Origin of the sequence: Enterobacter nematophilus (assembly GCF_026344075.1) — a bacterium.
In the GTDB taxonomy this organism is placed as follows: Bacteria; Pseudomonadota; Gammaproteobacteria; order Enterobacterales; family Enterobacteriaceae; genus Enterobacter; species Enterobacter nematophilus.
This window is the reverse complement of sequence record NZ_JAPKNE010000002.1, coordinates 526,579-549,435: the sequence shown is the minus strand read 5'-3', so window position 1 is coordinate 549,435 and position 22,857 is coordinate 526,579. Positions and strand designations below refer to the sequence as shown.

Genomic DNA, 22,857 nt, shown 5'->3' with positions numbered 1-22,857 from the left:
AGCCATTTTTAAACATGTCTCGATCCGCCGCACAAATTCGAACACTGTCTGTAAGGATTTGCACAATTATGCGCTTCACAAACAGACGGCTATACTCCCTTACACAGACTCAACGCTGCTTGCGCAGCCGCTGTAATCTAAGACTTTTTTAACATAGCTCAATCATTACAATGCGTCCAGCAGACGGGAAAAGAAATCTTCGGCGTTGATTGAGTTAGAACAAATTGTGAAAACTTATGCTTAAATCATTGTAACGTGACCGTATTGTTTCAGCCAAAAGCGATGTTAATAATCCGCACCCTTTTGTATTAAAATGCATCAGGTAATAAACAGTGTTATGCACCAAAATAATGAAATTTTTATGACTCTGCATCAAAACAAGGCAAGCAAAACGTTTCGATAAAAATAAAACTTTCCAGGCACCGAATACATACACAATATATGCAACAATTTGTCGCTTCGTTTATAAGGGTAAATATTCGCCAATTTTCAGTATCCTGAAAGAATTATTAACTGGTGCTACACTGTCCAGCGCGTCAGTTAATTCTTTTATGGGGTCATCCAGCGCTTCATCCGCCAGCTCAAACACGCCCCAGTGAACAGGGAATGCCAGAGGGCAACCTAACTGCTGCCACAGCGCAACGGCAGACTGAGGATCCATATGGTGTACGGCCATAAACCATCGCGGAGCATAGGCGCCAACGGGCAATGCTGCAGCATCAATTTTCCCCAGACGTTCCGGTATCAACAGCAGCTCGGGCGAATAGCCGGTATCGCCACTAAACCAGAACCGGTGATGCCGCCTTTCAAAGACCCAGCCGCACCATAATGAACGATTGCGGTTCCAGAGCGTGCGCATACTCCAGTGCTGCGCCGGTACGGCGGTTAATGTCATCCCCTGCCAGGTAAAACTCTGCCACCAGTCGAGCTCAACCACCTGTTTTGCGCCCCGGCGACGAAACCAGCCGCCCAGGCCTAAAGGAACAAACACGCTGACGTCGGGAAAGCGTTTGAGAATATGGCGAACGGTGAATTCATCAAGATGATCGTAATGGTTATGCGAGATAACGACCGCGTCAAGCTGGTGCAGTTGATCGACAGAGAGTGCCGGAGGCGTTCTACGCTGCGGCCCTAAGAAAGGGAGCGGAGAAGCGCGCCGTGAAAAAACGGGATCGGTAAGAAGGATATTGCCGTCCAGCTGCAGCAGTATGCTCGCATGTCCGAGCCACCACGCCCCATCCTCCTGCGGTTGCTGAAGATCGGCCGGTTGCCACCACTGCCGTATAAAGTCATCGTAGCCGAGGGCAGGCGGCTTCGGTAAGCCGGCTTCTTTACGCTCTTTGCGCCAGCGGTCAAGATCGCCAGGCTGGTGTCCTGCAGAAGTGGTATTACGAAAACCGTTTGGGGTGTGATGCTGCAGGGAGGGGTCATACCAGGGATTTTTCCAGACCACAGCCACCTCCCGGAATCATACGATTAGCGTTCAGCCACCAGGCGAATAAAATCGTCTTGATCGTTGTTCTCTTCAGCGACCGCTTCTTTTGATACTTCTTTCTCTTCCGGCTCGTTAGCCTCGCACAGACGACGCAACAGCGCATTCTGTCGCTTTTGCTGCTCAAGCAGCGCTTCCAGCAGTTCGATCTGCTCGTTGGTACGTGAACTGGCACGGTTTACGAAAAACCAAATGACCAGCCCCACCAGCAGAACAACCAAAGAGATCGTCAGGGATGCCATATTTAGCAGCCCTGAATTCAGTAACTCACCCATTTCACCACCTCAATAAAAACGTCTATTTTACCACTGGCGCGAAGGAAGGAAATCACCTGAAGAAAAAATGCGTGCTACCACGGAATAAACTTATTGATTGCGCAAACGCCGCTAAAAAACTGTACATCCTGATCGCACATCACGTTGATAGTCTGCGTCCACAACACCACGCACGCTATCAGCACGATAATCAGAATCACCCAGCGTATTTTTTTCACTCCACACTCCGTTTAAAGACCTGATATGACCAGGTTATCACGGTTATCTTAAACAAGGACTAACTGTAGCGCCATCAGGCTCTTTTCAGAATCCTGCACTTGTTTCATTACGTAAACCGTTTAGGCTATCGTCATGATAACAACGATAAAGAGGTAATAATGCGCTTAATTATTCGTACAATTGTTGCACTGGCGATACTCTGGATTGGCCTGCTTTTAACGGGTTATGGCGTGCTGGTGGGAAGCACCGAAAACGCCGCAGGGTTAGGCATTCAATGTAAGTATTTAACAGCACAGGGAGTCAGCACGGCGCAGTATCTCCATTCGGATAGCGGGATCATTGGGTTAACCAACTGCCCGGTACTGCGTAAGACCTCCGTCGTGATTGATAATGGCTAAGCCACAGCGTTAACGACGAATAAAAAACGCCGCAAAGATGCGGCGTTTTTTATGTTAGCCTGGGTTAAAACGGATAGTCGTGGTAACCCATCTGTTCAGAAATCTTACGCGCGGCGGTATGCAGAATAGCCACGTACTCGTGCAGGCGCTCTTCCGAGAAGCGAAGCGTGGGGAAAGAGATGCTCAACCCCGCGATTACGACGCCAAAGCGGTCAAACACCGGAACGCCAATACAGCGCAGCCCTTCTTCCTGCTCTTCGTTATCTTCGCCGTACCCTTGTTCACGCACCTTGTCGAGCACCGTTAATAACTCATCGGTGTTAGTAATGGTCCGTTCAGTGCTGCGTTTGTACTCTACGCCATCGAGGATCTGTTTAACTTCTTCACGATCTCGCCACGCCAGCAGAACCTTACCAATGGCCGTGCTGTAAAGCGGGTTGCGACGACCAATGCGAGAATACATACGCAGGTTATACATGGAGTCAATTTTATGGATGTAAACAATGCTGTCTTCATCCAGCGCACCCAGGTGGATAGTCTCTTTGGTCAGGCGGGAGATCTCACGCATCTGAATATCCGCGCTACGGATCAGATCCACGTTTTGCAATGCCCGGGCACCCAGTTCAAACAGTTTCAGCGTCAGAGAATATTTTTCAGATTCGCCTTCCTGTGCAACGTAACCCAGTGATTTCATGGTTTGCAAAAAGCGGTAAACGGTGCTTTTTGACATCATCACGCGCTGTGACAACTCTGTGATACCAATTTCACGCTCTTCCCCGAGCGCCTGTAAGATGCCAAACACCTTCAGCACGGAAGAAACAGAATCTGGCTGTTTATCCAAATCCGCAATTGCCATTTACCACCTCATAGAGAGTGTTTTATAAAAATCAGAACCGGTTTTTATTATAAATTCCCGTCATGTTACCTGCAATCAATCCGCGTTTACTTCGTTACAAATCTGCGACATAAAACGGTGTTAACGATGCTAAAATAGTTACCCTGAGAATAATTTCACTCTGAGCTATTTATCCCCGATGGAAAAGAACCTTTCCGATGGACTGCCTTTGCCCCAGCGGTATGGCGCTATCGCTACGATTATTATTGGTATCTCAATGGCCGTCCTTGACGGCGCGATTGCGAACGTTGCCCTTCCCACCATTGCCACCGATCTGCATGCTTCCCCGGCCAGTTCGATATGGATTGTTAACGCCTATCAGATTGCGATTGTGGTTTCCCTGCTCTCCTTCTCTTTTCTGGGCGATATGTTCGGCTACCGTCGGGTATATCAGTGCGGGCTGGTGGTATTTACCTTCACATCGCTGCTGTGCGCCCTTTCGGACTCTCTGCATACGCTGACGCTGGCGCGCATCGCGCAAGGTTTTGGCGGCGCGGCGCTGATGAGCGTCAATACGGCGCTAATCCGCCTGATCTATCCGCAGCGTCATCTGGGGCGAGGCATGGGGATAAACTCGTTTATTGTCGCGGTCTCATCTGCCGCCGGGCCAACCATTGCAGCAGCCATACTTTCTGTCGCCTCCTGGCAGTGGCTGTTCGCCATAAACGTGCCGCTGGGTATCGTGGCTATCTTCTTTGCCCTGCGTTTTCTGCCCGCTAACGGCCCGAAAAGCAGCATGCCGCGCTTTGACGTGGCAAGCGCGGTGATGAATGCGCTCACCTTTGGTCTGCTGATTACCGCCCTGAGCGGTTTTGCGCAGGGTCAATCCCTGATGCTTACCGCCGTGGAGCTTGTCGCCCTGCTGGCGATCGGCTTCTTCTTTGTTCGCCGCCAGCTTGCCCTGCCGGTGCCCTTACTGCCGGTCGATCTGCTGCGAATTCCCCTCTTTTCGCTCTCCATCTGCACCTCCGTCTGCTCATTCTGCGCCCAGATGCTGGCTCTGGTTTCACTGCCCTTCTTTCTGCAAAGCGTGATAGGACGTTCCGAAGTGGAGACCGGGCTGTTGTTAACCCCCTGGCCGCTGGCGACGATGGTGATGGCACCGCTTGCCGGTTATTTAATAGAACGTGTACATGCCGGTTTGTTAGGTGCGGTGGGGCTGGCAGTGATGGCTACAGGTCTTTTCGCGCTGGCGCTGCTTCCGTCATCTCCAACCGATCTGGATATCATCTGGCGCATGATCCTGTGCGGTGCCGGGTTTGGCCTTTTTCAGTCCCCCAACAACCACACCATTATTACCGCGGCACCGCGCCGCCGCAGTGGAGGTGCCAGCGGCATGCTGGGGACCGCGCGTCTGCTGGGGCAAAGCACCGGGGCGGCGCTGGTTGCCCTGATGTTTAACCTTGCCGGGCAAAACGGCAACCACGTTGCGCTTCTCACCGCAGGCGTTCTTGCCACCCTGGCGGCCATCGTCAGCGGATTGCGCGTAACCCAACCCGACGTTCAGGCATAAAAAAAGCCGGGCGGAGTCTTCTCCAGCCCGGCTTGTTTAAGCACTTAGCGTAACTTCAGATATTCCCCACTGCGCAGCGCTTCAATACGTTTATCCAGCGGCGGGTGAGACATAAACAGCTCGCTCAGCGACTTTGATTTGCCGTTGATGCAGAAGGCCATCATGCTGTTCGCTTCCTGCGGCTCGTAGCTGGTTTTCAGACGCTGCAGGGCTGCAATCATCTTCTCACGACCCACCAGCTTCGCAGAGCCGGCATCCGCGTGGAACTCACGGTGACGAGAGAACCACATGGTGATAATGCTCGCCAGGATACCGAACACCAGTTCCAGCACCATCGATACGGCGAAGTAGATCAGCGGGTTACCGTTGCTCTCTTCACCTTCATCACGGTTGCCGCCCATGAAGCCAGCCGCAATCTGCGCCAGAATACGGGAGATAAAGATAACGAAGGTGTTCACCACGCCCTGGATCAGGGTCATGGTCACCATGTCACCGTTGGCAATATGGCTGATTTCGTGCGCGATAACCGCTTCGGCTTCGTCGCGGCTCATGTTCTGCAATAATCCGGTGCTCACGGCAACCAGCGACGCATCACGACGGGCACCCGTAGCAAACGCGTTAATATCCGGGGCATGATAAATAGCAACCTGCGGCATGGCGATGCCTGCCTGCTTAGACTGCTGCGCCACCGTATTCATCAGCCACTGTTCCATATCGTTACGCGGCTGTTCAATTACCTCACCGCCTACGGATTTCAACGCCATCCACTTTGACATCAGCAGGGAAATAAAAGAGCCACCAAAACCAAACAGCAGCGCCATAATCAACAGACCCTGAACGCTGCTCGACTGAATTCCCGTCAGGCTTAGCACGAGCCCGAAAACCACCATCACCGCCAGGTTGGTGAGCAGGAAGAGCGCGATTCGCATCATAATTTTCTTTTAACCTCAGTTTAACAAAACGCACTATGCGATTACCCACATCGTATGGGTATTACGGCTATTTTCAAGCATCCGGTAGGCGTAAGTCACCAGAAAGACACAACTTTACACAATTGGAAATCAGCCTGACGGAAGGATGCAGAACAAAAAGAAACAGGCACAATTTCTTGTGCCTGTTGGGAGATTATTTTGCCGAAGCGGGCTGCACGGCAGGCTTCTCTTTTTCCAGATTCGCCAGGTCGAGCGCGATATGCACCGTCTCGTCCAGGTACGGATCCGGCTCCTGGTAATCTTTTGGCAGATCGTCCAGTTTCTTGAGCAGAGGCTTACCTTCTCGCTTGAAGCGATCGTTGATACGCGCCAGACGCGTTGCATCATCCTCGTTGTTCTCTTTTTCACGCTGAGCGTAGTTCAGAGAAACAATATTCCGCTTATCCTTCAGGGCGTTGAAACGCGCAATGTCCTTCATGATGTACTGGAATTCCGGATCTTTCGCGATGCGTTCATTATGCGCCTTCAGCAGCTCAGGGCCAAACTGCGTCATATCACCCGCCTTCACGAAGGTCGCAGCATTGATGCTGTCCCACGGCAACGCGTTATCTTCAAACTTCTCGCCGGTTTCGGTCTCTTCCGTGCCGGTCGGCATCATGATATCCGGCGTTACGCCTTTACGCTGCGTACTGCCGCCGTTAACGCGGTAGAACTTCTGAATGGTGTACTGAACAGAGCCCAGCGCAGGCCATTCCGGACGCAGCATCTGATCGTAAATACGGTTCAGCGAGCGATACTGCTGAACGGTACCTTTACCAAAGGTGGGTTCACCCACGATCAGCGCGCGGCCATAGTCCTGCATTGCAGCGGCAAAGATTTCAGATGCGGACGCGCTGAAGCGGTCAACCAGGACCACCAGCGGGCCTTTGTAATAGACCACGCCGTCGTTATCAGCATCTTCACGAACTTTACCGTTGTTATCACGCACCTGTACAACCGGGCCAGACGGGATAAACAGGCCTGAGAGCGACACCGCTTCGGTCAGCGCACCGCCACCGTTCGTGCGCAGGTCGATGATGACGCTGCTCACGTTCTGCTTCTCAAGTTTCTGCAGCTGAACTTTTACATCGTCTGTCAGCCCCACGTAGAAGCCAGGGATATCCAGGACACCCACCTTCTCTTTACCCACGGTTTTCACCGACATTTTCACCGCGCGGTCTTCCAGACGGATACGCTCGCGGGTCAGGGTCACGATACGGGTTTTGGTGCCTTTACCGGCAGGCAGAATTTCCAGACGAACTTTGCTGCCTTTCGGACCTTTGATCAGCGCAACCACATCGTCCAGACGCCAGCCAATGACGTCAACCATGCCCTGACCGGTTTGTCCTACACCCACAATGCGATCGCCTACGCTTATCGCTTTGCTTTTGGACGCCGGGCCGCCCGCGACCATGGAGTTGATCACCGTGTAGTCATCGTCCATCTGCAGCACCGCGCCAATACCTTCCAGAGACAGGCTCATCTCGGTATTGAACTGTTCGGTATTGCGTGGAGAAAGATAGTTGGTGTGCGGATCGATTTCGTGCGCAAAGGCGGTCATCGCCAGTGAGAAGACATCCTCACTGTTGGTCTGCGCCAGACGACGAATGGCAAATTTGTAACGACGCGTCAGCGTGTCGCGGATCTCTTTTTCATCTTTGCCGGTCAGCTTGAGGCTCAGCTCGTCGTATTTGACCTTTCCATCCCACAGCGCGTTCAGCTCGGCTTCGTCTTTCGGCCAGGGCGCTTTGCTGCGATCGAGATTAAAGGTGTCGGTGCCGGTGAAGTCCATCGGACGTTCCAGCACTTTCAGCGCGTACTGATAGCGTTCAAAGCGGCGCTTTTGCGACAGGTTGTAGAGATCGTAGAACAGATCCAGCTTGCCTGACCGCAGCTCATCACCCACCTCGGATTTGCGCTTAGCGAACTGCTCGACATCGCTGGCGAGCAAAACGTTATGGCTGTAATCCAGCAAGTTCAAATAGCGGTCAAAGATTTTGGCCGAAAAGGCCTGATCGAGATCGAACTGACGATAGTGCGAGCGGGTAAAGCGAGAGGTTACACGCTCGCTTACCGTCGCGTGCTGCGTCTCTTCCTTGAGTACCGGAATTTGATCAACACGCGTGATATCGTCCACTGCGAAAGCGTGACCTGTTATGGCAAACAGGCCCGCCAGCGCGGTGAGCTTAAAAAAAGTGTTCATGCCAGGCTTGGCCTCCGTTTCAGAACAACAAGTGTTCTGCGCGTACAATCATTGACATACCAGAAGTCAGCTGTACACGAACGCCATCTTTGGTGATTTCCAGTACGGTGGCGTCCATTGCGTTGTTGCCCGCTTTTACTTTCAGAGCCTGACCCACGCTCAGGGCGTTAATGTCAGAAACCGGAGTATGACGCGGCTCTTCACGAGGCGCACGTGGGGCTTTCGCTGCTGGTTTGTCTGCACGCGGTTTGCGATCGTTATTGTCGTGACGACGCGGCGCAGGGCGTGGTTTACGCTCACGACGAGGCGCTTCTTCCTGGCCGTTTGCCGCTGCGGCTTCGCGTTTTTTCGCTTGCTGTTCTGCACGTTGTGCCTGAACGCGCGCTTTGGCTTCTTCCAGCTGCTTACGCGCGTGTTCAACGTGCTGCTCGTCCAGCTCGCCGCAAGGGTTGCCGTCGAGATCCACGCGGGTCGCGCCCGGTTTGATACCGTACAGGTAACGCCAGCTCGAAGTATAAAGACGTAAGGCAGAACGCAGCTGAGTTTTGCTGAGGTTCATTTCCCCTTCAACACGTGCCACCAAATCCTGAAAAATACCGACTTTCAGGGGACGAGCTTCGCCTTCCGCACTGAAGCACTGCGGGAAACGCTCGGCCAGAAATGCGATAACTTCTTTACTGCTATTCAACTTAGGTTGATTTTCCATGAAATTTCCTGATTACAACGGACGTTGCCAACAAGCGCAGGCATGAACAGGCGTCATTATAATGACGCTATCAGTAAATGCTACGTTATCCGTTGATTATCCTGCGACGCTCGCAAAGAATTTTTGATAATCGGTTGCAGCGAGGACGTTTTCCAGATTCGCCACCAGCTCGCGTAGCCCCTGTTCGTCCTCGGTTGTAAAGCGACTGAAGACCGTACTGTCGATATCCAGAACGCCAATAATCTGATTTTTTACCACCAGCGGCAGAACGATTTCTGAATTGCTGGCAGCATCACAGGCGATATGCCCGTCAAACGCATGAACATCTTCCACGCGCTGAACCTGATTCTCGGCCACCGCGGTACCGCATACGCCGCGCCCTACCGGAATGCGCACGCAGGCCAGTTTGCCCTGAAACGGCCCCAGCACCAGCGTTTCACCTTCCAGAAGATAAAAGCCAGCCCAGTTCACATCGGATAGCCGTTCGAACAGCAATGCGCTAGTATTTGCCAGAGTGGCTAAGAAGCTGGTTTCACCCGCCATCAATGCCTTAAAATCGCGGTTCAGATCCGCGTAGAATTCTGTTTTGTTCATTATTCAATCACTTAGTTGTCTTACAAAATTACCGCATAGCCTATTAAAATAAGCAATAAATGCGCTCATGCTCAAGATGAATCCGTTCATGAGTTAATATAACGTTCAACAATACTTATTTGCGCGCAGCTGATGGCCTTAAAAACAACCAAAATTACGCCGACAAAAAAGATAACTGTCCATACGGTAAGCGAAGCTTTGCCCCGTGCACATTATCAGCGTTGCCCCCAGTGCGATACGCTTTTTATGTTGCCGAAGATGAAATCGCACCAAAGCGCCTTTTGTCCCCGCTGCGACGCTAAAATTCGTGACGGCCGCGACTGGTCATTAACCCGCCTTGCCGCCATGGCCGTTACCATGCTGCTGCTGATGCCCTTCGCCTGGACCGAACCGCTGCTGAAGCTTTACCTGCTTGGTGTGCGCATTGACGCCAACGTGCTGCAGGGTATCTGGCAGATGACGAGCCAGGGCGATCCTCTCACCGCCGCCATGGTACTGTTCTGCGTTGTCGGCGCGCCGCTGGTGCTGGTTGCCGCCATTGCCTACCTCTGGTTTGGTAACATCCTGGGGATGAACCTGCGTCCGGTATTGCTGATGCTGGAAAAGCTTAAAGAGTGGATCATGCTGGATATCTATCTGGTGGGCGTAGGCGTGGCGTCAATCAAGGTGCAGGACTATGCCTTTCTGCAGCCGGGCGTCGGCCTTTTTGCCTTTATCTGCCTGGTATTGCTCAGCATCCTGACGCTGATCCATCTGAACGTTGAGCAGCTTTGGGAGCGTTTTTACCCTCAGCGCCCTGCCACCCGCCCGGATGAAAACCTCCGCGTCTGTCTGGGATGCCATTACACCGGGTTGCCCGACAAGCGTGGACGCTGCCCGCGCTGCCACATACCGCTGAGGCTACGACGCAACAACAGCCTGCAAAAATGCTGGGCGGCGCTGATTGCCTCCCTGGTGTTTCTGATCCCGGCCAATATGCTGCCGATATCCATTATTTACGTGAACGGTGGCCGTCAGGAAGATACTATTCTTTCCGGTATTATCTCCCTTGCGCACAGTAACGTTGGGGTGGCGGCCATCGTCTTTATTGCCAGTATCCTGGTTCCCTTTACCAAAGTGATAGTGATGTTTACCCTGCTCGTCAGCATTCACTTTAAGTGTGAACAAGGTTTACGTACCCGTATTCTGCTTCTGCGATTCGTCACCTGGATTGGCCGCTGGTCAATGCTGGATCTGTTTGTGATTTCGCTGATGATGTCGCTGATCAATCGCGACCAGCTTCTTGCTTTTACTATGGGACCCGCGGCTTTTTATTTCGGCTCTGCGGTGATATTGACTATTCTTGCTGTGGAATGGCTGGATAGCCGCTTACTTTGGGATGCACATGAGTCAGGAAACCCCCGCTTCGCCGACTGAAGCGAGAATTAAAACTAAACGCCGCATTTCGCCATTCTGGTTGCTGCCCGTCATCGCCCTGATGATTGCAGGCTGGCTTATCTGGACGAGCTATGAAGATCGCGGCAGTACCGTCACCATTGATTTTCAGACCGCCGACGGCATCGTCGCCGGGCGAACCCCCGTTCGTTTTCAGGGGGTAGAAGTCGGTACGGTTCAGGACATCTCCCTTGGAAAAGGGCTCAACAAGATTCAGGTGCGGGTCAGTATTAAATCTGACATGCAGGATGCCCTCCGCAGCGAAACGCAGTTCTGGCTGGTAACGCCGAAAGCCTCTCTGGCCGGCGTGTCCGGGCTGGATGCGCTGGTTGGCGGTAACTACATCGGCATGATGCCGGGCAAGGGTGAACCGCAGGATCACTTTGTCGCACTGGATACGCAGCCGAAATACCGCCTCAATAACGGCGATCTGATGATCCATCTTCAGGCACCGGATTTGGGCTCGCTGAACAGCGGTTCTCTGGTCTACTTCCGCAAGATTCCGGTTGGCCGCGTGTACGATTACACCATCAACCCAAACAAACAGGGCGTAACCATTGATGTGCTGATCGAACGTCGTTTCACCAATCTTGTGAAAAAAGGCAGCCGCTTCTGGAATGTCTCCGGCGTGGATGCCGACCTCAGCCTGAGCGGCGCAAAAGTGAAGCTTGAGAGCCTGGCCGCGCTGGTGAACGGAGCCATTGCCTTTGACTCTCCGGAAAATTCAAGCCCTGCCACGGCCGATGACACGTTCGGTTTATACCCGGATCTGGCTCACAGCCAGCGTGGCGTGATCGTTAAGCTTGTTCTGCCTGATGCCAAAGGGCTGAAAGCGGGTTCAACGCCGCTGATGTACCAGGGGTTACAGGTCGGACAGCTCACCAAAATGACGCTCAACCCGGGCGGCTCGGTGACCGGCGAAATGACGGTCGATCCGAGCGTGGTCGATCTCCTGCGCGAGAAAACGCGCATCGAGATGCGCAGTCCGAAGCTCTCTCTGAACGATGCCAGCCTCAGCGCGCTGCTGACCGGAAATACCTTTGAACTGATCCCCGGTGAAGGAAAGCCAAGCAACAGCTTCGTGATTGCCCCGGCGGACAAAGCGCTGCTGCAAAAACCGGGCGTCGTGACGGTTACGCTGAATGCGCCTGAAAGTTACGGCATTGAGGCCGGTCAGCCGCTAATTCTGCACGGCGTACAGGTGGGTCAGGTGCTGGAGCGAACGCTCTCCGAAAATGGGGTGAGCTTCTCGGTGGCTATCGATCCGCAATACAGCAACCTCGTCCATGGCGACAGCAAGTTCGTGGTGAACAGCCGCGTTGACGTGAAGGTGGGCCTGGACGGCGTGGAGTTCCTCGGCGCCAGCGCCAGCGAATGGGTTAACGGCGGCATTCGCATTTTGCCGGGCAATAAAGGCCCCGTTCGCGACAGCTACCCGCTCTACGCCAACCTGGACAAAGCGATTGAAAACAGCCTGAGCGATCTGCCAACCACCACCCTGACCTTAAGCGCCGAGACGCTGCCGGACGTTCAGGCGGGCTCCGTGGTGCTCTACCGCAAGTTTGAGGTCGGGGAGGTGATCGCCGTTCGCCCGCGTGCCGACGCGTTTGATATCGAACTGCATATCAAACCGGAGTATCGCAAGCTGCTGACGCCAAACAGCGTCTTCTGGGCCGAGGGCGGCGCGAAGGTGCAGCTTAACGGCAACGGCCTGACCGTGCAGGCCTCCCCGCTCTCACGCGCGCTGCGCGGGGCGATCAGCTTCGATAACCTCAGCGGCGCGGGCGCGAACTTGCGCAAAGGCGATAAACGGATCCTCTTCCCGTCCGAAACCGCCGCGCGTGCCGTGGGTGGGCAGATTACCCTGCATGCGTTCGATGCCGGCAAGCTGGCAGAAGGCATGCCAATCCGCTACCTGGGCATTGATATCGGGCAGATCCAGAAGCTGACGCTGATCACCTCGCGTAACGAGGTGCAGGCCACCGCGGTGCTTTATCCGGAATATGTGCAGACCTTCGCCCGCTCGGGTTCCCGCTTCTCGGTGGTGACGCCGCAGATTTCGGCCGCAGGCGTTGAGCATCTTGACACCATTCTGCAGCCGTACATTAACGTCGAGCCCGGCCAGGGCAAAGCCCGTCGTGATTTCGAGCTGCAGGAAGCCACCATCACCGACTCGCGCTATCTTGACGGCCTGAGCATTGTGGTGGAAGTGCCGGAAGCGGGCTCGCTTGGCATCGGTACGCCGGTGCTGTTCCGCGGCATTGAGGTGGGTACGGTAACGGGCCTCACGCTCGGCACGCTCTCCGACCGCGTGATGGTGGCGTTACGCATCAGCGAGCGTTACCAGCACCTGGTGCGTAATAACTCGGTGTTCTGGCTGGCGTCCGGCTATTCGCTGGACTTTGGCCTGACGGGTGGCGTGGTGAAAACCGGTACCTTCAACCAGTTCATCCGCGGCGGTATTGCGTTTGCCACCCCGCCGGGAACGCCGCTGGCGCCGAAAGCGCAGTCGGGTAAACACTTCCTGCTGCTGGAAAGCGAACCGAAAGAGTGGCGCGAATGGGGAACAGCCCTGCCGCGTTAATCTGACAGGCTCCGGTGTCAACGCACCGGAGCCTTTATGTTACACTGCGCACCTGAACTTTTCCCTGTGGTGTGCCCGTGGCTCAAAACTCCGTATTTCTTCCTGAACAATTCCTGGCGCTCATGCGCGAGGCGCTTCCCTCTCATCTGTCGCTGGACGATTTTATCGCCGCCTGCCAGCGTCCGTTACGCCGGAGCATCCGCGTTAACACGCTGAAAATCAGCGTAGAGGATTTTCTGACGCTGGTCTCTCCGTACGGCTGGCAGCTTACGCCGGTTCCGTGGTGTGAAGAGGGATTCTGGATCGAGCGCGATGATGAAGACGCCGTGCCGCTGGGAAGTACCGCAGAACATCTGAGCGGACTGTTTTATATTCAGGAAGCGAGTTCGATGCTGCCGGTTGCCGCCCTGTTCGCCGACGGCAACGTGCCTGAACGGGTGATGGATGTCGCCGCTGCGCCAGGCTCGAAAACCACGCAGATTGCCGCGCGCATGGGCAACCGCGGCGCGATCCTCGCCAACGAGTTTTCCGCCAGCCGCGTGAAGGTGCTGCATGCCAATATCAGCCGCTGCGGTATTCACAATGTCGCACTTACGCACTTCGACGGTCGCGTCTTTGGCGCCGCCCTGCCGGAAATGTTTGATGCCATCCTGCTGGACGCCCCCTGCTCCGGTGAAGGGGTAGTGCGTAAAGATCCCGACGCGTTAAAGAACTGGTCCATGGAGAGCAATCTTGAGATCGCCGCCACGCAGCGCGAGCTGATCGACAGCGCGTTCCACGCCCTGCGCCCCGGCGGCACGCTGGTGTATTCTACGTGTACATTAAACCGGGATGAAAACGAAGACGTCTGCCTGTGGCTGAAAGCGCAATACCCGGATGCCGTCGAGTTCCTTCCGCTCAACGATCTGTTTTCCTCGGCACAGGAGGCGGTCACGCCGGAAGGTTTCCTCCACGTGTTCCCGCAGATTTACGACTGCGAAGGGTTCTTTGTAGCGCGCCTGCGGAAAACGCAGGCGGTTGCTCCCCTGCCTGCACCTAAATTCAAGGTCGGCACCTTCCCGTTTGCACCGCTTAAAGGCCGCGATGTCGCGCAGCTTGAAGCCGCAGCCAGCAAGGTTGGGCTGGAGTGGGATGAAAGCCTGCGCCCCTGGACGCGTGACAAAGAGATTTGGCTTTTCCCGGCGAATATTGAGCCGCTGATTGGCAAAGTGCGTTTTTCACGCATCGGGATCCGCCTGGCGGAAGTGCATAACAAAGGGTATCGCTGGCAGCACGAGGCGGTCATCGCGCTTGCCGGGCATGAGAATACTTTCGCCCTGACGCATCAGGAAGCTGAAGAGTGGTATCGTGGTCGCGATGTTTATCCTGACACCTCGCCTTGCGCAGATGAAGTGGTGGTGACCTATCAGGGATACCCGCTGGGGCTGGCCAAAAAGGTAGGCTCAAGGCTTAAAAACAGCTATCCACGCGAGCTGGTCCGCGATGGCCGTCTGTTTACCGGTAACGATCGCACCGCCTGAAAAAAGCGCATTTTTTTACTGGCGATTTCGCTCTCCTTGTCTACGATCAAAAATGGATGCCCATACTGGTCATACCAGATTTTGACAACCGACCCGGAGAGCACTATGACGAAAACCAGCGTGCGTATTGGCGCTTTTGAGATCGACGACGCAGAACTGCGCGGCGAAGCACAAGGCGATCGAACGTTAAGTATTCCCTGCAAATCCGACCCGGATTTGTGCATGCAGCTTGATGCATGGGATGCGGACACCAGCGTCCCGGCAATACTTGATGGCGAACACTCTGTTCTTTACCGTGAGCATTACGATAGTAAAACCGATGCCTGGGTCTTGCGCCTTGCCTGACCTAAAGAGAACCCGCCCGAAGGCGGGTTATTTATTACTGCAGCTGTGCCAGCGTAAAGTACCCGTCAAAAACCGCCCCCGTATCAATATAGTGCAGGTTAGAGAAATCATACCGTCTTTCGACGGGCGTATGCCCGAACCAGAAGTGATCCGCCCCGCTAATTCCCTGCCCTTTGCCCACCATAAACCCCATCAGGCGGTCGCGATCCCATAACACGCGCTGGGCGCTTACCGGTTTCTGCCAGCGGTATTCCTCCGTCGGGTAATCAGCATGAGCAATAACGTTCAGCCCGTTCGCGCAGGTAATTTCGATAATATGCGGTAACTCCCGGCAGGCGTTAAGTAACGAGCGCGCCCGCTGCTGCTCCTCATGCTCAAGCCGCGAAAACCACATTCCACCATTCATTGTCCAGAGCGCAAAATCATTATTATCCAGGCTATCTATTGCCATTTGCTCATGGTTACCCCGCACGGCTCGAAACCATTTCTCATTGATGAGCTGCAACGATTTCACGCTGTCCGGACCGCGATCGATCATATCGCCAACGGAAATAAGTAAATCCTCATACGGATTGAAATGACGACGTTTCAGTTCCTCCATGAGCCTTTGGTAACAGCCGTGTATATCGCTGACAACCCAGACGTGACGCCACTCTCCACCTTCGATTCGCTGATACATAAGGCCTCCCTTTAACAGTATAGCCGCCGTAAAAAGCGCAGTAAGGCCGGCGCAGTTCTTACAAAGTAAAACAAACGGTAAACCAAAGAGAAATAAAGATCCGCGCGCTATTAATCCCTTTTTACTGGCTCCTTAGAATAAGGGGAAATAAAAACGAGAGGTCTTCACGTGTCTAATACACAGCTACATAACGATGTGTTCTACCCGCATCGCACGAATATTATTTCCGAGCTGGTGAACGGCAAACGCGTCCCGGGGCCAATCTGGCGGAAACGCGAATACCGGCTGAAGTTCCTTTTACGTTCCCTGCTATTTTGGTCTTCCACCCACCGTATGCTGGAAGCCCTCTCTGGCCGTGACGATTTCGACAAACTGCTGACATCGCAAATTACGTTGCCCAGCAAGACCCATCGGCAGTACCTGATGCGCGGTCTGACGGCAACCGATCGCGCCGACGCTATCGTTAACCATTACCACTGGATTGATAGCCTGAAGGAGAGCGGTCTCGCCCAGGCTATGACCGGCCCGCAGGAACAACCTGTTGTGCAGTTCCATGCAAAAGACGGCGTGATCTACACGGTTAATGCGTCCTCAGCCGGCAAAGCCGAGCGTGAAGGTGAGAGCACGCTCTGGCTGCGCGACAACGAGGATACGCTTCTGGCCAGCCTGACCTTTAGCGTCGCCCGCAGCAATGGTCAGCCCGTTATGGTTATTGGCGGACTTCAGGGACCTCGTCGCTGCGTAACACGAGATGCCATTAAACAGGCAACTCGCGCCTGCCATGGCCTGTTTCCCAAGCGCGTGCTGATGGAAGTGCTTTTCCAACTGGCAGCGCAGTCATCTGTCAGGGCCATTTTTGCCGTCAGCGATGAGGGGCACGTTTTCCGCGCGCTACGCTATCGCCTCAGCAAAGGCCGTCATTTCCACGCCAGCTATGACGAATTCTGGGATTCTCTGGGCGGAAAAAAACTCTCCGCCTTCTGCTGGCAGCTGCCGCTGCAGATGGAGCGCAAATCCCTTGACGAGATAGCCAGTAAAAAACGCGCTGAATACCGCCGTCGCTTTGAACTGCTTGATGAAATCGAGGCGTCCGTTAAGTCCCGCTTTTAAGCACAGCACTGACTTTCGCTGACTACTCACAAAAATTTAACAAAACAGGCAAAAAGGGCTGGACTTCCGCATGCTGTGTTGTGTTATGTTTTACGAAGTCGCAAAGGACGTATGCGCTGTATAAAGAAGATAATGGGGTTAAGTTATTCACTTTTATACAGATAAAAAGAGACCGAATACGATTCCTGTATTCGGTCCAGGGAAATGGCTCTTGGGAGAGAGCCGTGCGCTAAAAGTTGGCATTAATGCAGGCTAAGTCGCCTTGCCTTTTAAGAATAGATGACGACGCCAGGTTTTCCAGTCCACAGCAAAAGTGGCCTGAAAAAAAGCGTCAGAGCATCATTAAAAGTAAAAAACCGCAGTGCTTTCGCGAGCATCTGCGGTTTTTTATGGGAAACCTGAACGTCAGCAGAGCTTTTCGGCACGCTCGATAAACGGTGCCAGGCTCATCTTCTGCCCCGGGTGGGCCGGGTCATCAATCTGAATCACGCTGATTGGCTGACCGCTGCTCTTGCCGCTGGTGACCTGCTGCTCAGCGGTATCGTTTAGCGGGTACTGGACCAGCGTGCTCGGGTTGATCGCATACAGCGCATGGCCCGGACGGCAGGTCAGCATCACCTCTTCGCGATTAAAGGCCCATTTATCTTTGCCCACTTCAAAACGGCTGACGGTGATTATCTGCGGTGCCGCCAGGGCGCTTCCCGCGCAGGCCAGCAATAAGAGTGAAAGTACTGTCTTTTTCATTGAATAGTTAACCTTGTCAGAAGGGTTCCCAGGTAGCAAACAGACTGACCGTTGCCAGAACCAGCGCGCCCAGCACCACCTCTGCCTGTGTCATCCTGATAAAAAGCCGTTGTGCGCGCCCGGAATCCGGACGGAACCGTGGCACCAGAAAATACCGATTTGCCAGCGCAATTGCCACCATCAACGCCACGAGAGCACATTTGAACAACAAAAACTGCACGTAGCCAGCCTGCCAGGGAATATGGATGCCCAGAATCAGCAGCGCATTCACTACGCCGGTGAGCAGCACGCCCGCGACGGCATAATGCCCCACGCGCGAGAAACGCATCATGGTGTAGATGGCCGCGTTCTGCCAGCGTCCTTTCGCCAGGTGCATGCAGAACAGCAGCGGCAGCAATCCCCCCACCCAGGTTGCGGCACACAGCAGGTGAACAGCATGATTCAGACGCTGTATCGCCCCCATCGGGCCGTCGTTCATCGCCGCATGCCCTACCCCTGCCAGCAGGATAAGCTGACCCATGGCGAGCAGCAGCAGCCGCGAGCCTTTCAGCGGCGCGAGCCACGCGGCGGCAACGGTGATGGCAGCGAGGATAATTTGCCACAGCCAGACGCCGCCAAACCGCGTTCCCAGAACGCTGTGCCAGATTTGCGGGTTAAACACATCGCCCCAGCCGTTGCCCATTAAGCCGCCCTGAAGCATAAACATCAGGATCGCAGCGGCCAGGCTGATGATGGACGCCACTCTCTGCTGGAGCTGGAAACGCCTGGCCATCAGGCGGTGCAGCCCGGAAGGTGCAAACCAGACGCTGTAAAGCGCGTTGCCAAACACGAGCATCAGCGCCGCAAAATGGATAAAGCGCAATCCTACGTATAACAGTCCCAGCATGCTATTTCACGCTGAAGTGATAGCTTCCTTTGGTTTTATGGCCGTCGACGGAAACCACGTGCCAGTCCACCCGGTAAGCCCCCGGCGCCAGCGTCTGTTCCAGCGGAACGGTCAGCTGCGCCTTGTTCTTTTCGTCTCGCGAAGCAGTACCGGTTTTAATCACCTGCTTTTGCGCATCCGTCACCACGACGCCGCTAAATCCGGGCTCAATGCCTTCGGAGAAATTCAGCGTCAGCACCTGCGGTGGTGCCACCTGGCTGTCAGCAGCCGGGCTCTGCTGCTTAAGATGCGCATGCGCCAGCACGGAGGGTGAGATTACCGTTGAGGCCAGAAAAACCAGTGCGCATACCGCGCGGGAAGCGGATAAACCCATCACAATCATTCCTTTTTGTTATGCCTGTATGCTAAAGAATAACGCTGTATAATAAACGAGTCGAGGATCATCCCGCTCTGCTTGTCATCGTCGCGCAATCGCGGTAACGTTGCCGCCGCAAAATAAGGAGAAGGTAATGAAGATCAATCTGGCCGCCCTTCCTCAGGACGAGATGGATAAAGTAAATGTCGATCTCGCTGCCGCTGGCGTCGCCTTTAAAGAGCGTTACAACATGCCTATCGTGGCAGAAGTGGTAGAGCGAGAACAGCCCGCACATCTGCGTGACTGGTTTCGCGAAAGGTTAATTGCTCACCGTCTCGCCTCGGTCAACCTCTCCCGCTTGCCGTACGAGCCGAAAGTTAAATAAGCTTAACGACTCGTTACACTTCCTTACGCGGAATCTGGCAGGATAAGAAAACCCTGATTAAATTAGGTGTATTCTCTAATCCCTGCGACTCTGTGTATAAGGAAGTCACGATGTCACATTGGAATATTGCGGCAGCCCAGTATGGCGGGCAGCACCACAGCGTAGATGACCATGTTGCGCACCATCTCCACTTTATTGCCGAAGCGGCACAGCATCAGTGCGATTTGCTGGTTTTCCCGGAACTCTCGTTAACCGGCCCGGGCGCGACGGCATTGCCGCTCCCGCCCGAAGACGATCGGCTACAGCCATTGCTTGACGCCGCCCATTTTTACCGCATTACCCTCATTGCAGGGCTTCCCGTTGAACGAAACGGCCAGCGCCAGAAAGGCCTTGCGCTGTTCACCCCCTCTCGCGATCGTATTCTGCGCTACCCTCAGGGGAGCGGCGCCAGCCTGGTGCCGGGTGATAAACAGCTCACGATTATCGATGGGCAAAGTGATTCCCCGAATCTTGATCCGCAGGCAACGCTCTTCACCAGCTGCCAGTCGGTGAGGGACTACCGCTGGCGACAGTTCATCAATACTCTGCAGCGCTTTGCGCACAGGTATGCCATCGCGGTATTAATGGCGAATGCCAGCGCGGGCAGCGCGTTATGGGATGAAAAAGGCCAGCTGATCGTTCGGGCCGATAAGGGTGAGCTCCTGTTGACCGGCACGCGCAACGGACAGGGTTGGCAAGGCGATATCATTCCTTTAGGCTAAGCGTTTTAAGCTCAGGAGATTTTCATGCTGCGCGTCATTGATACCGAAACTTGCGATCTTCAGGGCGGAATTGTAGAAGTGGCCTCGGTCGACGTGGTTGACGGAAAAATCGTCAACCCGATGAGCCATCTGGTGCGTCCCGATCGTCCTATTAGCCCACAGGCAATGGCTATCCATCGCATTACAGAATCAATGGTGGCGGATAAACCCTGGATAGAAGACGTTATCCCGCACTACTACGGCAGCCCATGGTACGTTGCCCACAACGCCAGCTTTGACCGTCGGGTACTCCCCGAAATGCCCGGGGAGTGGATTTGTACCATGAAGCTGGCGCGTCGCCTCTGGCCGGGGATCAAATACAGCAATATGGCGCTGTATAAATCCCGCAAGCTCAGCGTCAGAACCCCGGAAGGGCTGCACCATCACCGCGCCCTGTATGACTGCTATATCACCGCCGCGCTGCTCATAGATATTATGAATACATCGGGCTGGACGCCGGATGATATGGCAACGATCACCGGGCGCCCTGCGCTGCTGACGACGTTCACCTTCGGCAAATACCGCGGGAGAGCGGTATCGGATATTGCGGATAAAGATCCGGGCTATCTGCGCTGGCTGTATAACAACCTCGACAAAATGAGCCCGGAACTGCGCTTAACCCTGAAGCACTATCTGGGCGAAGCTTAACGCTGCGCGCGGCCTGGCAACGTATCCTGCGCCAGGCCAATCAAAAAGGCATACTCCAGGGCCACCCCTTCGTAGGATTTGAATCGCCCGGATTTCCCCCCGTGCCCGGAGTCCATATCGGTACAGAGCAGCAGCAGGTTATCATCGGTTTTCAGCTCCCGCAGCTTTGCTACCCATTTTGCCGGTTCCCAGTATTGCACCTGTGAATCGTGCAAGCCGGTCGTCACCAGCATGTGCGGGTACGCTTTCGCTTCCACGTTGTCGTACGGGCTGTACTCTTTCATATAGCGATAGTAGGTTTCATCCTGCGGGTTGCCCCACTCCTCAAACTCCCCGGTCGTCAAAGGGATGGACTCATCGAGCATGGTGGTAACCACATCGACAAACGGTACCTGCGCAACAATGCCCTTAAAGCGATCGGGCCGCTGATTGATGACGGCCCCCATCAGCATTCCCCCCGCGCTGCCGCCCATGCCGAAGCAGAGCTGAGGATCGCCATAGCCTTGCTCAATCAGCGCATCGCAGACGTCGAGATAGTCGTTGAAGGTGTTTTTCTTTTTCAGGAATTTCCCGTCTTCATACCAGTGCTGCCCCAGCTCGCCGCCGCCGCGAATATGGGCAATGGCGAAAACAAAGCCGCGGTCGAGCAGGCTTAATCTGCTGCTGCTGAAGTCGGCATCCATGCTGGAGCCATAGGAGCCGTAGCCGTAGACCAGGATCGGATTTTTACCCTTCTGGAAATGCGCCTTGTGATAAACGAGCGAGACCGGCACCTCCACGCCATCGCGCGCGGTGACCCACAGGTGTTCGCTGCGGTAATTGTCGGAATCAAAGCCCTTTACTTCGGTTTGCTTAAGCACCTGGCGCTGTCCGGTATCCATATCCAGCTCGAAGAGCGTATCCGGCGTGGTCATGGACGAATAGCCGTAGCGCAGCCGGGACGATTCAGGTTCCGGGTTAAAGCCGATCCACGTGACGTAGGCCGGATCGTCGAACGCGATCCCTATCACCTCGCGCGTTTTACGGTTGATCTGCCGGATGCTGGTCAGCCCCCGCTGGCGCTCCTCCACCACCAGCCAGTCGGTAAACAGCGTGAACCCTTCAAGCATCACCTGATCCCGCGCGGGAATGAGCACCTCCCACTTGCGCTCGTCGCGCACCTTGGTTTTGTACAGACCAAAGTTCTTGCCTTCACGATTCGAACGCAGATAAAAGCTGTGCTGGAAGTGATCCAGGCTGTACTCGTGATCCTTGCGGCGCGGCAGGAAACAGAGCGGCTGGGCGTCAGGCAGTTCGGCATCCAGGAGCAGCACTTCCGAGGTGGTGGCGCTGGCGAGGAAGATAATCACATAGTGGCGCGAGGAGGTTTTATGCAGGCTGACATAAAACGTTTCGTCTTTCTCTTCATAGACCAGCTCGTCATCGGCTGAGTCCGTGCCTACGGTATGGCGCCATACCTGATAAGGCAGCAGCGTGGAGGCGTGCTTTTTAACGTAGTAGACCGTCTCGGAATCGTTCGCCCAGACAAAATCCGGGGAGACGTTTTCCAGCATTTCCGGATACCAGTTGCCGGTTTCCAGGTTGCGAAAACGCAGGCCGTACTGGCGCCGGGAGAGATAATCCTCCGCCAGCGCCATAATGGTGTTGTCCGGGGAGATGGACATACCGCCCAGGGTATAAAACTCGCTGTGGGCGGCGCGCTGGTTCGCATCCAGCAGAATGTCCCATTCATCCCACTCGGCGCTTAATACCGACTGCCGCTGATAGATGGGATACTCGTTGCCCGGCTCGTAGATATGGCGATAGCGATAGCCGTTTTTGGTCCAGGGCGCGGAGATATCGCGCTGAGGAATACGCTGCACCATTTCGTTCAGCAGCTGGTCCTGCAGCGCCTGCTGGCTGGCCATGACCCTGCGGCCATAGTCGTTTTCTTCGTGCAGGTAGTCGAGCACCTCTGGCCGGGAACGCGAATCGTCCCGCAGCCAGTAATAGTTGTCTATACGCGTATCGCCATGCGTGACGATCGCATAAGGAGTACGTCGGGCTTTCGGTGGCATGTCATCATTCTTTTGAGTTTTACACCCTATAAGGTTGGCAAAAC

23 protein-coding genes are annotated in these 22,857 nt (G+C 54.6%); 10 read left to right on the top strand and 13 right to left on the bottom strand.

Annotation, left to right across the window (positions count from 1 at the left end; translation table 11 throughout):
* Window positions 1-463 precede the first annotated feature (463 nt).
* From OSH03_RS09265 to mgrB, 3 genes are all read right to left on the bottom strand, one after another.
* Window positions 464-1,453 carry an MBL fold metallo-hydrolase gene (locus tag OSH03_RS09265; protein WP_266178870.1) on the bottom strand — a complete coding sequence of 330 codons (990 nt, stop codon included), beginning with the start codon at window positions 1,451-1,453 and terminating at the stop codon, window positions 464-466.
* 23 nt (window positions 1,454-1,476) lie between these two features.
* Window positions 1,477-1,767: a YebO family protein gene (locus OSH03_RS09260; protein WP_061097897.1), complete on the bottom strand. Its 291-nt coding sequence runs from the start codon at window positions 1,765-1,767 to the stop codon at window positions 1,477-1,479.
* Between the two features lie 74 nt (window positions 1,768-1,841).
* Entirely contained in the window at window positions 1,842-1,985 is a 144-nt protein-coding gene (mgrB, locus tag OSH03_RS09255) for a PhoP/PhoQ regulatory lipoprotein MgrB (RefSeq protein WP_006175995.1), read from the bottom strand.
* 159 nt (window positions 1,986-2,144) lie between these two features.
* Here mgrB and OSH03_RS09250 point away from each other — a divergent pair, with 159 nt between their 5' ends.
* The gene (locus OSH03_RS09250; RefSeq protein ID WP_041909477.1) at window positions 2,145-2,384 is read left to right on the top strand and encodes a YobH family protein; all 240 of its coding nucleotides are present in this window, start codon (window positions 2,145-2,147) and stop codon (window positions 2,382-2,384) included.
* Window positions 2,385-2,448: 64 nt separating this feature from the next.
* Here the strand turns inward: OSH03_RS09250 and kdgR are convergent, their stop codons facing one another.
* Window positions 2,449-3,240, bottom strand: a complete 792-nt coding sequence (gene kdgR, locus OSH03_RS09245) for a DNA-binding transcriptional regulator KdgR (RefSeq protein ID WP_014884288.1) — start codon at window positions 3,238-3,240, stop codon at window positions 2,449-2,451.
* A gap of 178 nt (window positions 3,241-3,418) precedes the next feature.
* On the opposite strand from kdgR, the gene OSH03_RS09240 reads away from it, so the two are divergent.
* Window positions 3,419-4,792: an MFS transporter gene (locus tag OSH03_RS09240; protein ID WP_266178869.1), complete on the top strand. Its 1,374-nt coding sequence runs from the start codon at window positions 3,419-3,421 to the stop codon at window positions 4,790-4,792.
* 44 nt (window positions 4,793-4,836) lie between these two features.
* On the opposite strand, the gene htpX is transcribed toward OSH03_RS09240, so the two are convergent.
* The 4 genes from htpX to OSH03_RS09220 all read right to left on the bottom strand — a co-directional run bounded on the left by htpX (window position 4,837) and on the right by OSH03_RS09220 (window position 9,266).
* A complete protein-coding gene (htpX, locus tag OSH03_RS09235) occupies window positions 4,837-5,724 on the bottom strand; it encodes a protease HtpX (protein WP_266178868.1) in 888 nt (295 codons plus the stop codon).
* A gap of 193 nt (window positions 5,725-5,917) precedes the next feature.
* Entirely contained in the window at window positions 5,918-7,966 is a 2,049-nt protein-coding gene (prc, locus tag OSH03_RS09230) for a carboxy terminal-processing peptidase (protein WP_266178867.1), read from the bottom strand.
* Window positions 7,967-7,985: 19 nt separating this feature from the next.
* Window positions 7,986-8,672, bottom strand: a complete 687-nt coding sequence (gene proQ / locus OSH03_RS09225; protein WP_014884292.1) for an RNA chaperone ProQ — start codon at window positions 8,670-8,672, stop codon at window positions 7,986-7,988.
* A gap of 96 nt (window positions 8,673-8,768) precedes the next feature.
* Window positions 8,769-9,266: a GAF domain-containing protein gene (locus OSH03_RS09220; protein ID WP_008500476.1), complete on the bottom strand. Its 498-nt coding sequence runs from the start codon at window positions 9,264-9,266 to the stop codon at window positions 8,769-8,771.
* Between the two features lie 132 nt (window positions 9,267-9,398).
* On the opposite strand from OSH03_RS09220, the gene yebS reads away from it, so the two are divergent.
* The 4 genes from yebS (at window position 9,399) to OSH03_RS09200 (ending at window position 15,149) form a co-directional block, all read left to right on the top strand.
* Window positions 9,399-10,682 (top strand): membrane integrity lipid transport subunit YebS, encoded by a 1,284-nt coding sequence (gene yebS / locus OSH03_RS09215; protein ID WP_061097893.1) that lies wholly within the window; start codon window positions 9,399-9,401, stop codon window positions 10,680-10,682.
* A complete protein-coding gene (locus tag OSH03_RS09210) occupies window positions 10,651-13,284 on the top strand; it encodes a PqiB family protein (RefSeq protein ID WP_266178866.1) in 2,634 nt (877 codons plus the stop codon). Before yebS ends, OSH03_RS09210 begins: the two co-directional genes overlap by 32 nt.
* 77 nt (window positions 13,285-13,361) lie before the next feature.
* The gene (rsmF, locus tag OSH03_RS09205) at window positions 13,362-14,804 is read left to right on the top strand and encodes a 16S rRNA (cytosine(1407)-C(5))-methyltransferase RsmF (RefSeq protein WP_151412604.1); all 1,443 of its coding nucleotides are present in this window, start codon (window positions 13,362-13,364) and stop codon (window positions 14,802-14,804) included.
* A 105-nt stretch (window positions 14,805-14,909) separates the two neighbouring features.
* A complete protein-coding gene (locus tag OSH03_RS09200) occupies window positions 14,910-15,149 on the top strand; it encodes a YebV family protein (protein ID WP_006176013.1) in 240 nt (79 codons plus the stop codon).
* A gap of 34 nt (window positions 15,150-15,183) precedes the next feature.
* On the opposite strand, the gene pphA is transcribed toward OSH03_RS09200, so the two are convergent.
* Complete coding sequence (gene pphA / locus OSH03_RS09195; RefSeq protein ID WP_266178863.1) at window positions 15,184-15,828, bottom strand: protein-serine/threonine phosphatase; 645 nt, start codon at window positions 15,826-15,828, stop codon at window positions 15,184-15,186.
* A 168-nt stretch (window positions 15,829-15,996) separates the two neighbouring features.
* Between pphA and OSH03_RS09190 the strand changes: the two genes are divergently transcribed.
* Window positions 15,997-16,938 (top strand): VirK/YbjX family protein, encoded by a 942-nt coding sequence (locus tag OSH03_RS09190; RefSeq protein ID WP_266178862.1) that lies wholly within the window; start codon window positions 15,997-15,999, stop codon window positions 16,936-16,938.
* A gap of 405 nt (window positions 16,939-17,343) precedes the next feature.
* Here the strand turns inward: OSH03_RS09190 and OSH03_RS09185 are convergent, their stop codons facing one another.
* Genes OSH03_RS09185 through yobA form a run of 3 tightly spaced genes read right to left on the bottom strand, consistent with a single transcriptional unit; the run spans window position 17,344 to window position 18,941 of the window.
* Window positions 17,344-17,682 carry a YebY family protein gene (locus OSH03_RS09185; protein WP_266178861.1) on the bottom strand — a complete coding sequence of 113 codons (339 nt, stop codon included), beginning with the start codon at window positions 17,680-17,682 and terminating at the stop codon, window positions 17,344-17,346.
* A 16-nt stretch (window positions 17,683-17,698) separates the two neighbouring features.
* Window positions 17,699-18,568, bottom strand: a complete 870-nt coding sequence (gene copD / locus OSH03_RS09180) for a copper homeostasis membrane protein CopD (protein ID WP_151412600.1) — start codon at window positions 18,566-18,568, stop codon at window positions 17,699-17,701.
* A gap of 1 nt (window position 18,569) precedes the next feature.
* Entirely contained in the window at window positions 18,570-18,941 is a 372-nt protein-coding gene (yobA, locus tag OSH03_RS09175) for a CopC domain-containing protein YobA (RefSeq protein ID WP_266178933.1), read from the bottom strand.
* A 136-nt stretch (window positions 18,942-19,077) separates the two neighbouring features.
* Here yobA and OSH03_RS09170 point away from each other — a divergent pair, with 136 nt between their 5' ends.
* The 3 genes from OSH03_RS09170 to exoX all read left to right on the top strand — a co-directional run bounded on the left by OSH03_RS09170 (window position 19,078) and on the right by exoX (window position 20,756).
* Window positions 19,078-19,308, top strand: coding sequence for a DNA polymerase III subunit theta (locus OSH03_RS09170; protein WP_013096102.1), 231 nt, complete (start codon window positions 19,078-19,080; stop codon window positions 19,306-19,308).
* 110 nt (window positions 19,309-19,418) lie between these two features.
* On the top strand, window positions 19,419-20,069 hold the full coding sequence (locus OSH03_RS09165; RefSeq protein WP_266178860.1) for a nitrilase-related carbon-nitrogen hydrolase: 651 nt from the start codon (window positions 19,419-19,421) through the stop codon (window positions 20,067-20,069).
* Window positions 20,070-20,093: 24 nt separating this feature from the next.
* The gene (gene exoX / locus OSH03_RS09160; RefSeq protein ID WP_025756911.1) at window positions 20,094-20,756 is read left to right on the top strand and encodes an exodeoxyribonuclease X; all 663 of its coding nucleotides are present in this window, start codon (window positions 20,094-20,096) and stop codon (window positions 20,754-20,756) included.
* Here the strand turns inward: exoX and ptrB are convergent.
* The gene (ptrB, locus tag OSH03_RS09155; protein ID WP_151412598.1) at window positions 20,753-22,813 is read right to left on the bottom strand and encodes an oligopeptidase B; all 2,061 of its coding nucleotides are present in this window, start codon (window positions 22,811-22,813) and stop codon (window positions 20,753-20,755) included. The genes exoX and ptrB overlap by 4 nt on opposite strands.
* Between the last annotated feature and the right edge of the window lie 44 nt (window positions 22,814-22,857).

Bases quoted from the DNA above. Each gene is read 5' to 3' on its own strand.
- yobA (WP_266178933.1), bottom strand. From the start codon at position 18,941: ATGGGTTTATCCGCTTCCCGCGCGGTATGCGCACTGGTTTTTCTGGCC.
- yebS (WP_061097893.1), top strand. From the start codon at position 9,399: ATGGCCTTAAAAACAACCAAAATTACGCCGACAAAAAAGATAACTGTC.
- OSH03_RS09210 (WP_266178866.1), top strand. From the start codon at position 10,651: ATGAGTCAGGAAACCCCCGCTTCGCCGACTGAAGCGAGAATTAAAACT.
- pphA (WP_266178863.1), bottom strand. From the start codon at position 15,828: ATGTATCAGCGAATCGAAGGTGGAGAGTGGCGTCACGTCTGGGTTGTC.
- exoX (WP_025756911.1), top strand. From the start codon at position 20,094: ATGCTGCGCGTCATTGATACCGAAACTTGCGATCTTCAGGGCGGAATT.
- proQ (WP_014884292.1), bottom strand. From the start codon at position 8,672: ATGGAAAATCAACCTAAGTTGAATAGCAGTAAAGAAGTTATCGCATTT.
- OSH03_RS09170 (WP_013096102.1), top strand. From the start codon at position 19,078: ATGAAGATCAATCTGGCCGCCCTTCCTCAGGACGAGATGGATAAAGTA.
- prc (WP_266178867.1), bottom strand. From the start codon at position 7,966: ATGAACACTTTTTTTAAGCTCACCGCGCTGGCGGGCCTGTTTGCCATA.
- OSH03_RS09240 (WP_266178869.1), top strand. From the start codon at position 3,419: ATGGAAAAGAACCTTTCCGATGGACTGCCTTTGCCCCAGCGGTATGGC.
- kdgR (WP_014884288.1), bottom strand. From the start codon at position 3,240: ATGGCAATTGCGGATTTGGATAAACAGCCAGATTCTGTTTCTTCCGTG.
- OSH03_RS09220 (WP_008500476.1), bottom strand. From the start codon at position 9,266: ATGAACAAAACAGAATTCTACGCGGATCTGAACCGCGATTTTAAGGCA.
- OSH03_RS09260 (WP_061097897.1), bottom strand. From the start codon at position 1,767: ATGGGTGAGTTACTGAATTCAGGGCTGCTAAATATGGCATCCCTGACG.
- copD (WP_151412600.1), bottom strand. From the start codon at position 18,568: ATGCTGGGACTGTTATACGTAGGATTGCGCTTTATCCATTTTGCGGCG.
- OSH03_RS09200 (WP_006176013.1), top strand. From the start codon at position 14,910: ATGACGAAAACCAGCGTGCGTATTGGCGCTTTTGAGATCGACGACGCA.
- OSH03_RS09165 (WP_266178860.1), top strand. From the start codon at position 19,419: ATGTCACATTGGAATATTGCGGCAGCCCAGTATGGCGGGCAGCACCAC.
- htpX (WP_266178868.1), bottom strand. From the start codon at position 5,724: ATGATGCGAATCGCGCTCTTCCTGCTCACCAACCTGGCGGTGATGGTG.
- OSH03_RS09250 (WP_041909477.1), top strand. From the start codon at position 2,145: ATGCGCTTAATTATTCGTACAATTGTTGCACTGGCGATACTCTGGATT.
- OSH03_RS09185 (WP_266178861.1), bottom strand. From the start codon at position 17,682: ATGAAAAAGACAGTACTTTCACTCTTATTGCTGGCCTGCGCGGGAAGC.
- ptrB (WP_151412598.1), bottom strand. From the start codon at position 22,813: ATGCCACCGAAAGCCCGACGTACTCCTTATGCGATCGTCACGCATGGC.